Source organism: Psychromonas sp. (assembly GCF_983033635.1).
This window is the reverse complement of the sequence record NZ_CEZLMY010000010.1, coordinates 1-11708: the sequence shown is the minus strand read 5'-3', so window position 1 is coordinate 11708 and position 11708 is coordinate 1. Positions and strand designations below refer to the sequence as shown.

The following is an 11708-nucleotide window of genomic DNA, read 5'->3' as shown; positions in this document are numbered from 1 at the left end:
AATCATCTGTGAATAATTAAATCATTTTCGACCAACAATTCAAAATTTATACATATTTCTGATTTAGGAGTAATCATGGCTAAAATTAGCGTTTCTCGTTTGGCTAAAATGAAGCAAGACAATCAAAAAATAACCTGTATTACCGCATATGATGCGAGTTTTGCAGCTATTTTTGACCAAGCCGATATCCAGGTTTTATTAGTCGGTGACTCACTTGGCATGGTTTTACAAGGACATGATTCCACTCTACCCGTGACCGTTGAAGATATAAAATACCATACCAAATCAGTTGCTAGCACAGCTGCAAACGCACTGATTATCTCTGATTTACCCTTTATGAGTTATGCGACACCCGAGCAAACTTATGAAAATGCTGCTACTTTAATGCGTGCCGGCGCAAATATGGTGAAATTAGAAGGTGGTAAATGGCTCACTGAGTCGGTAAAAGGATTAGTTGAGCGTGGCATTCCTGTTTGTGGGCACCTTGGTTTAACGCCGCAATCCGTTAATGTATTTGGCGGTTATAAAGTACAAGCGCGTGAAGAAGAAGAAGCTGAGTTACTGATTAGAGATGCATTAATGCTGGAGAAATCAGGCATACAGTTATTAGTGTTAGAATGTGTGCCGGTACCGCTTGCCGCCCGGGTAAGCAAAGCATTACAAATACCGGTGATCGGTATTGGCGCAGGTAATGAAACCGATGGACAGATTTTGGTGATGCATGATGCATTTGGCATTTCAGCTGGTTTCTGTCCGAAGTTCTCGAAAAACTTCCTAATTGAAACCGGTGATATTCGCCGCGCGGTTGCACTTTATAAAGAACAGGTGGAAAACGGATCATTCCCATCTTCTGAACACAGCTTTTACTAATAGAAAAGAATAACAATATGCACATTATTAACGATCCCAAACTGTTGCGAGAAAAGATCAAACAACTAAAACAACAAGGGCAAGAAATTGCATTTGTTCCCACCATGGGCAACTTGCATGACGGACACCTGCAGTTAGTGCGTCAAGCTAAGAAAAAAGCGCCTGTTGTTGTGGTAAGTATTTTTGTTAATCCAATGCAGTTTAATAATGCACAGGATTTACAGAATTACCCTAAAACGCTTGAAGCAGATACGCAAGCTCTGACACAGGAAGGGGTCGATATTGTTTTTACCCCCTCAGCTGAAGTGATTTACCCCAATGGTTTAGCAAAGCAGACCTATGTTGAAGTACCCGGTTTATCCGATTGTTTGGAGGGGGAGCTTCGCCCAGGGCATTTCCGTGGTATGAGCACCATAGTTAATAAGCTTTTCAATCTCGTACAACCTGATTACGCTTGTTTTGGTGAGAAAGACTTTCAACAATTGGCCATCGTTAAACAGATGGTATTTGACTTGGCATTACCCATTGAAATCATTCCCGTGGCCACGGTACGCGAGCCCAGTGGTTTAGCGATGAGTTCTCGTAATAATAAACTAAGTATTGCAGAAAAAGAGAAAGCCCCTTTTTTAGCAAAAGTAATGAATCAACTCGCTGTCGATGTACAAAAACAACAAGTTGAACATTCACTATTAATCCATGATGCATCAAGAGAAATTAACAGTGCGGGTTTTAATGTTGATGCGATTGACATCGTTGATAGCAGTACATTACAAGCAGTTGAGAAGAACAGTAAACAAGTGGTTATTTTAGTGGCGGCCTTTTTAGGCTGTACACGTCTAATTGATAATAAAGTCGTAAATTTGCACCATTAGAAGTTTTACTTTATAGTCGCAACATTGCTGAATAATACAGCGAATTATTACTAGAATAGAAAGGTTTTTGTATGCAAAAAACAATGCTTACCGGCAAACTTCACCAAGCTCGCGTGACACATGCTGAATTAAATTACGAAGGTTCATGTGCTATCGATCAAGATTTTCTAGATCAATCCGGCATTCTAGAATACGAGAAAATCGAAATTTACAATATTGAAACTGGCGGTCGTTTTTCAACTTATGCCATATCAGGTGAGCGAGGATCAAAAATCATTTCAGTTAATGGTGCAGCGGCTCGCATGGCAGCCGTTGGTGACCGTGTGATTATCTGTGCTTACGCCAGCTTAAATGCAGCGGAAATTGCAAATCACAAACCAAGTTTAGTGTATTTAGATGCACAAAATAATATTGTTCGCACCAGTAAAGATGTGCCAGTTCAAGTTGCTTAATCGCCACTAGAGCCCCAAAAAACAATAAAAAAATCCGCTAATGGCCAGCCTGTTAGCGGATTTTTTGTACCTGCTATTTATTTTCTAATTTTAGATCTGCTTTTAAATAGTAATGATTTAAAATAATCTTTGCGTTGCGCAAGTAATAGCAGACAGATAAGTAAATAGATTGTCGGCTCAATTAAGCCTGATTTTACTGACCAGTAATAATGTATAACAGCAAATAAAACGGCCCAATAAACAAAACGGTGTAAAGTAAACCAGGCTTTTTTCATTTTCTTTTTCAATACATTTACTGATGTAATAGCTAATAACAGCAGAATCAGCCAGGCCCCTGCACCAAGCGTCAAATAAGGACGTTTAATCACTTCATCAATAAAAAAAGCCAGCTGCCAATTTAGCTCCAGCCAAAGAAAAACAGTTAGATGTAAACAAGCCCAGGCAAAGCAATATAAACCTAATAAACGCCGCGTGCGCATTAACAAGGGCTGTTTTAAACCTTTAGCTAAAGGCGTTACCAGCAAGGTCAGCAATAAAAAGTTAAGTGCTGTTTTGCCTAAAAAATGGATCATCTCTTTTACAGGATCTGCCCCCAACAGATCTAAATCAATTAAATAATAGAGATAAAAAATAGTGCCAAAAGCTGACAGATGAATAATAGTTTTAATTAACAATAAAGCTTTTACAGATATTTTCATTATTATCCTTCTCTAAAAATAACGCTTAAGATCTAAACCTTTATACAAATCTGCAACCTCTTCCTGATAACCGTTAAATGGCAGAGTTTGTTTACGTGTTTGCGCAAACAGATTACCCTCGCCAATAAAACGTTCACTTTCCTGGCTCCAGCGAGGATGATCAACATCGGGGTTCACATTGGCAAAAAAACCATATTCAGAAGGTGCAATTTTCTGCCAGGTATTAACTGGCGCTTTATCTGTTAAGGTTATTCGCACAATTGATTTTATACTCTTAAAACCATATTTCCATGGCACAACCAGTCGAACTGGCGCACCATTTTGTGGAGCAAGAGTTTTACCGTATAAACCGACAGAAAGAAGTGTTAACGGATTGATAGCCTCATCAAGCCGTAATCCTTCAATATAGGGATAATCGATGCCTCCGCCTATTCGGCTGGATCCTTGCCCGCGCATCTGCTTTGGATCATAAAGGGTTTCAAAACGAACAAATTTTGCAGCAGATTTTGGTGAAGCTAATTTAATTAAAGACGCCAGACTAAATCCTAACCAGGGAATATTCATCGACCATGCTTCCACACAACGCATCCGATATAAGCGCTCTTCAATAACAAAACGTTTTAATAAATCGTCATAATTAAGAGTGATCGCTTTATCAACTAGTCCGTCAATGGTCAACGACCAGGGATCAACCTTAAACTGCCCCGCATACTCAAAAGGATCCGCTTTGCCTGTGCCGAACTCATAAAAATTGTTGTACTGCAGGATCTTTTTTTCAGGGGTGATGGGACTGAGTGATTGATGATTGCTGTTTTTTAAGTATTCCAGCTTGCTGCGTGCAAAAATCACCCCTGAATTATCAGAACCATTTTCATTTTCTGAAAAAAGATTAAACAACCCCGCTTGTGCAGGTTTAACAAAGGGAATAGTTACAGCTGTAAAAGCCAATGTTTTAATTATCGATCGTCGATTTAAATAAACACTGTGATCGGTTATCTGCGATTCTTTCAGATCCGACTTTTTCCTTATTTTAATAAGCATACTTTCGCCTTACAGAGTTCATAGTAAGGATATAGACCATCTAATAGGGAAATAAATTTCAAAATAGATCTAAGTACTAAGATTAACAGCTAAATAATCAATTGAAGTGTAGAAAATTTGAAGAAAAAAATGACTATTCCTAACGGGATAACGCCAAGCTCCTAAATGCCATTATCGACAATATTGCCTCCTAATTAGCCTCATAATTTTAATTTGGCGTTTAAAAAGCAGAAAGTTAATCCCCTTATATTAAGCCTATAAACCATAAGAAAAAGAGAACCATAAAGTTTTCAGCTCAGATGTGAGGAATCCGTCAGCAGCGACAGCGAATCGAACTGTATGATAATTCCAATTTAACTCGACGGCTTGATTGATTGGCCAATAATTAATCCCTAAACGGGAATCATGGGTTAATTCATGGTCTACACCGAATGCATACAAAGCATGTTCGTATTGATAACGAAGCTGAACTAGCAGTGCATTGTTGCGACTTACTCGATAACTAACCTTGCTATACCATCTTGGCTGTAATCGTTGTACATAAGTACCTCTTATGCCTTCATAGCCCTGTAAAAGAGGATCGATGGAAACATACCCATTTTCATCATACTCTTTTCTCTCTGAAGTAGCTGTACCTTGCGTATAGGGCGAGTCTTTCCAATACAATCGTGCGAACAGATCTCGCACTTGCAACTGCCAATAGATCTCAGGTGTTACCTGATAGTTAAACATAAAGTCAAGAGAGAAACCTTTGCCCTGTGGCTCTTTGACATTACGCTCAAAGAGGTGATCTTCCGTGTAAGCATAATCAACAGTGGCCTGAAAATCATAATCGGAGTCACTTAGCGCAGTTGCATTTCCCTCTATTTGACCATCTAGCATATAACTGGCCTGCAAGTAACTAAGCCCTAAACGGTAATTAAAGGAGTCTGTTAAGCTATCAGTAAAGCTAAGACGGAGACCTGAGCTGTGAATAGCATTTGCCTGTAAATCAAGCTTGTATGTTTTTCCTGTGGGCAGATCTTTTTTATTCGCCGTAAGCCAATAAAGCTCAGCTGTCTGCTGTGAAAAACGCAAGTCATAATCGTAGCGCTGTACAAATCCAATTGCCCAATGCTTATATTGTACTCCCAGCTCAAACCAATTCCATGTCCATTGTCGCTCTCCCGATTCAAAATCATCGCCTTTCCAACTATCAAAAGCAGATTCAATTGAAACCGTCTCACTATAGGAAAAAGAGTCAAAAATAAAATAGGGTTGTACAGGGTCGTCATCGGCATATGAAAAAGCAGATAAAAACGAGCAACTGAAAAAAAAGAGCGGCAAAAGCCGCTCATTAATTTTTATTTTAAATATCATTATTAGTATAAGCTTTCAAATGTACCATCATTGTAACGAACTAAGACAAGCCCATTGCTGGTTTCTTCAACGGTGCCTACTTGCGTTCCGCCAACAGATACAGTCCCACTCACAACATACTGGTCTCCAGCAAGCGTTTCTGCAAGGTTAACAATTAACTTAACACCATCTGGATTCGTTAATGTCATTGTTGCTTCCGGCTCATCCGCATCTAAATCTTCAGAATCGACTGCCAATGTGAAGCTCTGCCCATCGTAACTGACCGCAATACTGGCATCGCCACCAGCTAACTCAGTCCGACTCACAGAGGCAACCACAGTCGCTTCCGGTAATTCAGGGACATTTGCCTGTGCCATTACCATAAGCGTACCTTGGACAAAGTTATCGGCAGTTTCAAAGTCTGGGAAGGAGACTTTAACGTCTGCCTCAACACTAGTAGCAGGGTAATGGTACGAAATATGTTCGATTTGGTAAGTAGCGTCTGTAGCATCGCTTAATTGCTCAGCAGTGTTGGATAAAATCTCAGTATTTAAGTCAGTTAACACAGTTGTGAAAAACTTATTTTCATAATTTGCATCATCACCAGCCCAGATTTCATACTGAGAATTATAATAATATATATCCATCCATAGAGCTGAACTTATTGCCGGAACACTTGTAAAGTCAAACGTATCCGTCACCCCATTGACAATTGCTAAGTCCGATGAGCTTAAATTATAATCAAAACTAACCCATTTATAAGCCGTTGACGCCTGTTCTAAATAACCGAAAGTATCAAAACTGCTTGCATTATCGATAGTCAATTTAGCCCCGGCATTAAAGCTACCTTCTGTTGCACTGCTAAATTCACCATTAACTTCAAGTGTTTGTAAGCTAAGTGGCACTTCTGCTGCAGAATTAGTCAAACCGACAAGCACAATTTCAACATTACCAGCAAAGCTTGCACCATTAGAAGCTATTGTTATATCACCGCTAAAAGAAGCACCACTAATCTTACTTTCTAATGCACTATTATCAGCCTGTTCAGTGGTATCAAGCGTCACTTCCTCTGTAGCCGATAACATTAAAGAAACATCTGTTAGCGTTAAAGAGGTGGTTTCATTACCTACAAAACCAGTCAGCTTAAGTTGCACTGATGTTGCAGTGATCGCATCTAATAACGTTTCTTGAGTTTCAATATCTGTACTTGTGGTAAGATCTTCCACTGTTAGATTAGTTGCTAATTTTAAATTAGTGACATTAACTGTTTTTGCTTCTAGAGCATCACCATTATTATCAACCAGCCCGCCATTCCCTGTCAGGCTACCATTTAAAGTGATGGAAACACCGGATGCATCAGAACTAAAGGTCGTGGTCATAGTGCCTATTGATGTGCCTAACTCATCGGTAATCGGTGTAATATATCCACCTGCAGTTGGTGACTCAATTTCCGCCAAAATATCAACATTCTGTCCATCTAAATAAGTCAGCGTCTGCTCTAGCGTGGCGCCTAACAACTCAGCCATCACGACGCTATCAGCATCTAAGGCATCACTAACTGTTTGTGCATCAATCGATAATGCATCCAAGGGGTCTGTAAAATCGGAGTCTATTTTTTCAATAAAGGTACGAGCTTCCGTTATTAACGCTTTCGCTTGGGTTATTTCATCACTTCCCGCACTATCCGATGGCTCGGGATCAAATCCCCCATCTTCTCCAACCTGACTTTCTATTACATCAATATTTGTCTCTACGCTAGCGATACTATCTTCCAGCACAGCAGCGATATCACTGTTTCCACTTACATTAGTCACTGCGGTTGTAACAGCATCTGTTATATCGGTAATAGTAATAGCATCATCACTAGCAAATTCACCATCCTCAAAGGATGCAGCTAAATCATCAATATTAGCTATTAAATTTTCTTGCAGAGTGCCCTCTCCAGCTACTAAGATATCTGCTAAACCGGTATTAAATAGTGCAAGCTGCTTGGCTTCATCAGACGCACTGACTAACGCAGTGGCATCTGTAATATCAACCACCTCAGTACTCATAATATTTACACCTGCAATTTGATTCACTTCACTGATTGCATCAGCGACTGAATCAGCATTGAGTTCACCTGTTTCTGCTGCAACTAAAGCGCGGGCTGCGGCCATATGTGTTAGAGGGGTGATTTGCACACTGACATTTGTACCTTCAGGTTTAACAATCGCATCAAGCGAAAAGCCATCTTCTAAGTCAACGGAAGAGCCAAAATCATTATCAGTACCACAGCCGGTTGTAGCATCACATTTCATTGTCGTATTTTCGCCAGCAGAGATGGTTAATCTGACCACCCCATCTTGATATGCGTCAGTCAACTCTAATGTATACCGACCAGAGTCATCAGTAATGGCGGTACCAACAACACCTATTTCTATGCCATCAGCAGCTAATTCTGTTGCCGTTACAATTCCTTGCTGAATGATCCCTTTTGCAGCCGTACCAGAAAGTGTCGTACTGCTGGGTACATCAGGACCACTGGAACTGCTGGAGCCACAACCTGTCAGTGTGGTAAGGGATGCAATGATAGCAAGTGTAATTAATGATTTTTTCATATATATACCTTCCTTTCTTAACGGGAAACTGGTCGTATCAATAATAGACGTAATAAAAGCGATACGGACATTAATGCGTTTGATTAATCCATACAAGCAGGTACTATTTTAGACGTCAGAAAAAAAGACGCAAGAAACAGAACAGATATTACGATATATTGATAGCGCCCAGACTGCTTATTGTTAACAATATAAGGGATATGAAATATTTTAGTTGTTATCAAGATCACTTAATAAGCGCAGTGATTTTTGCCCGCTTGCCCAATATTTACGCTCAAAAGGGGTGATAGCCGTGTCACTTTGAAACTCGGAAACTTTACAAGTTTGACCTGCAAGTTGTAATGCACGTGCAAATTCATGGATATAAGTAAACCAATTACTACGTAGTTCAAGTTCTCCACCAAGCTGTAAAATAGCCGGGAATACCGCACTACCATGCCAGCGACGCTGCAGATGTTTCGCTTTAGGCCAAGGGTTAGGGTATAGCAGGTAATGGTGACTTAAGTGCCAATTTGCATCAACAGCTAAACGCCAAAAGTCATTAAGGTTTACCTGCAATAAGCGATAATTATCGGTAATCGATTGCGGGTGTTTAGCTAAACGATCAGCTGATTTGTCTAAACCTAATACAATCGCCTCAGGATGCTTATTAGCAAGATGATAGGTACTTTCCCCAACACCACAACAAGAATCAAAAATAATCGGCTTACCTTGCTGTTCAACCCACTTTTCACAAGCTTTAAAAGCATCTAAAGTATGTTGTTGATAAGGTTTACGAAAGGCATGTTTTAAATGCTTTAATACCACTTCATCTAACTGCTCATGTAAACCATCTTGGTTAGAAACAATAACCCTTGAATTGCCTAATTCACTCATGTACGGATACCTACACCTTTTTTCAGCAGCAGTGCGACAAGACTGTAAAGCGCCACAATAAATGCACCAATAACAGAAAAAGACCAGATTAACGAGACATCTGCAATACCTAAAAACCCGTAACGAAATGCATTAATCATATAAAAAACAGGATTGAAGTGTGAGACACCCTGCCAAAAATCAGGTAGCAAACTAATTGAATAGAAAACACCACCAAGGTAAGTCAATGGCGTTAAGACAAAGGTCGGAATAATACTGATATCATCAAAGGATCGCGCGAAAATTGCATTTAATAAACCACCAATGGAAAATAAGATAGAGGTACATATCACACTTAATATCAGTACAAATATATTAAAGATTTGTAAGTCGACAAAAAATAGGGAAACACAAGTAACCAGAAAACCAACCATCAACCCGCGCACAACTCCGCCGCCAACATAACCCCAGATAATAATATAATTTGGAACCGGAGCAACCAGTAACTCTTCTACATTACGTTGAAATTTGGCACTAAAAAATGATGAAGCTACATTCGAATAGGAATTTGTAATGACTGACATCATAATTAGCCCCGGCACAATAAAAGACATATAACTAAAACCGCTCATGTCGCCTATACGCGAACCAATTAAATTACCAAAAATAACAAAATACAGGCTCATAGTGATTACAGGGGGAACAAGTGTTTGTATCCAGATGCGTAAAAAGCGGTTTATCTCTTTTATCCAGATACTTTTTAAGGCAGTTAGATAAGCGCTATTGATCATTTAAGTTACCTTTTTCCACGAGTTCAATAAATAGTTCTTCGAGTCGATTGGTTTTATTACGTAAGCTATTAACACTAACACCTTGCTCACTCAATTGTGCAAACACCTTATTCAAAGACTGTTGTTTACCCACCTCAACCTCCAATGTATGTGAATCTATTTGTTTGATTTTAAAGTTGTTAATGCTTGGGAGCTGTGCAAGAGGATCGATATCCAAAATAAAAGTTTCACTATCAAGTCTAGTTAATAATGATTTCATACTGGTATTTTCAACCAAACAACCCTTATCAATGATACCAATATTACGGCATAACATTTCCGCCTCTTCCAAGTAATGCGTGGTTAAAATAATGGTCACACCTTGGCTATTGATCTGTTTTAAAAATTCCCACATAGAGCGGCGGACTTCAATATCGACACCCGCTGTTGGTTCATCTAAAATAAGCAGTTTCGGTTCATGCATTAATGCACGTGCAATCATTAAACGACGTTTCATGCCACCGGATAATGTACGGGAAGGTTTATCTCGTTTCTCCCATAAATCCAGCTGTTTTAAATACTTTTCAGCACGTAAAAAGGCCTCTTTACGTTTAATTCCATAATAGCCTGCCTGATTAACCAGTATCTGTATCGGCGGCTCAAACTGGTTGAAATTAAACTCCTGCGGTACTAAACCAATTTGGCTTTTAGCGAGTTCAAGCTGAGTATCTAAATCATAACCAAATACTTTAACTTGTCCTGAACTTTTATTAACAAGCGAAGAAATTATGCCAATTGTCGTTGATTTACCTGCACCGTTAGGTCCAAGTAAAGCATAAAAATCTCCCTTATTAACAGTCAAAGAGATCCCTTTTAATGCCTCTACACCACCTTTATAAATCTTTTTTATATCCAGTAATTCGATTGCATACATGCTGTTTTCAGCCTTATTCATTAAAACTAACGAAGCCAATATAAGGTAGGTTACGATAAAATTGAGCGTAATCTATGCCATAACCAACAACAAACTTGTCTTCAATAGAAAAACCTTCCCAATCCACTTGTACCTCTACTTCTCTGCGAGAAGGTTTGGTAAGCAATGTACAGATAGCAAAAGATTTTGGATCGCGTAACAGCAGCATTTTTTTAATTTTAGTTAGCGTATTTCCAGTATCGATAATATCTTCAACAATTAAAACATCACGGCCATGGATCTCTTCATCAAGCTCTTTTAATATTTTCACATCTCCAGAGCTATCTGTACCACTACCATAACTTGAAGTGGCCATAAAATCTAAAACCACAGGAACGGTAAGTAAACGAGCTAAATCTGCTAAGAAAATGGCTGAGCCGCGTAATAAACCAATAAGAACAACGGATTCACTGTCTTTATAACGTTCATTAATTTCTGAAGCCATCTCTTTAATGCGTTTCTGGATCTCTTCTTCGGAAATCATAGTTGTAATAGTGTGGTTTGGGTTCATGGAAAACTCCGATAAATAAAATAGCCGACAATTATATCATTAAATGATCTTATCGAAACAATCAATAAACAGGCATCTATAAAATTAAATAATCAGTTTATAGTTCATACGCATTTATATTAATTTGCTATAAAAACTAAGGTGATAGGCTATAACTAGTAATAGGTGCTTATTAATCTTTTCTCATCGTTTTTAAACTAAAGCGCAAAATATTTCAAGTAGATAAGGGGATGGATATGATCTTCTCACGTGGACAAGTTCTACTCTGTGGCAATGGTACATGGCGAAAAATAACGGGTATCAATCGCTGGAAAAATGAAATTTATTATACAACTAATTCGGCAAAAGATACGACCGTCCATATAACAAAAAATATGAGTATGCAATTTTGGTGTACTTACCATGACATTCGCAGAGTTGATTCAGTGCATACCGCCGTTCTTTGCAGCAAATTACCAGAACTGACAAAAGATGCACATAATAAAGGTTTACACTTCGCAGAAAAACAGATGATGTTAGCATTTGGTTGAGCGATAAAGATAGCCGTTAATCTAAGTAGCACAAGCGATGGGACAGGCTTCGCAGAGCTCACCCGCTCGTGACACTGCGCTGTCGCGTAACTCGCCCTACTATCACATGTTTTGAATACCACTGCGTGGCAACTCTTAATTTTCCCATGTTCGAGTAGGTCAAACACAAATCGTAAGCAATAAAAAACCCCAGTAAGC

Annotated in this window: 12 protein-coding genes; 4 read left to right on the top strand and 8 right to left on the bottom strand. The window is 39.0% G+C overall.

Features of this window, described 5'->3' with window-relative positions:
• Positions 1-75 precede the first annotated feature (75 nt).
• From panB to panD, 3 genes are all read left to right on the top strand, one after another.
• Positions 76-870 (top strand): 3-methyl-2-oxobutanoate hydroxymethyltransferase, encoded by a 795-nt coding sequence (gene panB, locus AC4GME_RS02480; protein ID WP_490376581.1) that lies wholly within the window; start codon positions 76-78, stop codon positions 868-870.
• A 17-nt stretch (positions 871-887) separates the two neighbouring features.
• Positions 888-1742, top strand: a complete 855-nt coding sequence (gene panC, locus AC4GME_RS02475) for a pantoate--beta-alanine ligase (RefSeq protein ID WP_490376580.1) — start codon at positions 888-890, stop codon at positions 1740-1742.
• 71 nt (positions 1743-1813) lie between these two features.
• Positions 1814-2194: an aspartate 1-decarboxylase gene (panD, locus tag AC4GME_RS02470; protein ID WP_028864862.1), complete on the top strand. Its 381-nt coding sequence runs from the start codon at positions 1814-1816 to the stop codon at positions 2192-2194.
• Between the two features lie 77 nt (positions 2195-2271).
• Here panD and msrQ read toward each other — a convergent pair whose 3' ends face one another.
• The 8 genes from msrQ to hpt all read right to left on the bottom strand — a co-directional run bounded on the left by msrQ (position 2272) and on the right by hpt (position 10980).
• Positions 2272-2892, bottom strand: coding sequence for a protein-methionine-sulfoxide reductase heme-binding subunit MsrQ (gene msrQ, locus AC4GME_RS02465; RefSeq protein WP_490378977.1), 621 nt, complete (start codon positions 2890-2892; stop codon positions 2272-2274).
• A 12-nt stretch (positions 2893-2904) separates the two neighbouring features.
• Entirely contained in the window at positions 2905-3933 is a 1029-nt protein-coding gene (gene msrP / locus AC4GME_RS02460) for a protein-methionine-sulfoxide reductase catalytic subunit MsrP (protein ID WP_490377699.1), read from the bottom strand.
• Positions 3934-4188: 255 nt separating this feature from the next.
• On the bottom strand, positions 4189-5259 hold the full coding sequence (locus tag AC4GME_RS02455; RefSeq protein WP_490377700.1) for a hypothetical protein: 1071 nt from the start codon (positions 5257-5259) through the stop codon (positions 4189-4191).
• 35 nt (positions 5260-5294) lie between these two features.
• Entirely contained in the window at positions 5295-7871 is a 2577-nt protein-coding gene (locus AC4GME_RS02450) for a hypothetical protein (protein ID WP_490377701.1), read from the bottom strand.
• A 210-nt stretch (positions 7872-8081) separates the two neighbouring features.
• On the bottom strand, positions 8082-8747 hold the full coding sequence (gene trmB, locus AC4GME_RS02445; RefSeq protein ID WP_490377702.1) for a tRNA (guanine(46)-N(7))-methyltransferase TrmB: 666 nt from the start codon (positions 8745-8747) through the stop codon (positions 8082-8084).
• Positions 8744-9517, bottom strand: a complete 774-nt coding sequence (locus tag AC4GME_RS02440) for an ABC transporter permease (RefSeq protein ID WP_490377703.1) — start codon at positions 9515-9517, stop codon at positions 8744-8746. The genes trmB and AC4GME_RS02440 overlap by 4 nt, the downstream gene beginning before the upstream one ends.
• Positions 9507-10430, bottom strand: coding sequence for an ABC transporter ATP-binding protein (locus AC4GME_RS02435; protein ID WP_490377706.1), 924 nt, complete (start codon positions 10428-10430; stop codon positions 9507-9509). The genes AC4GME_RS02440 and AC4GME_RS02435 overlap by 11 nt, the downstream gene beginning before the upstream one ends.
• 13 nt (positions 10431-10443) lie before the next feature.
• Positions 10444-10980, bottom strand: a complete 537-nt coding sequence (gene hpt / locus AC4GME_RS02430; RefSeq protein ID WP_490377704.1) for a hypoxanthine phosphoribosyltransferase — start codon at positions 10978-10980, stop codon at positions 10444-10446.
• 236 nt (positions 10981-11216) lie between these two features.
• Between hpt and AC4GME_RS02425 the strand changes: the two genes are divergently transcribed.
• Entirely contained in the window at positions 11217-11510 is a 294-nt protein-coding gene (locus AC4GME_RS02425; RefSeq protein WP_490377705.1) for a hypothetical protein, read from the top strand.
• Positions 11511-11708 lie beyond the last annotated feature (198 nt).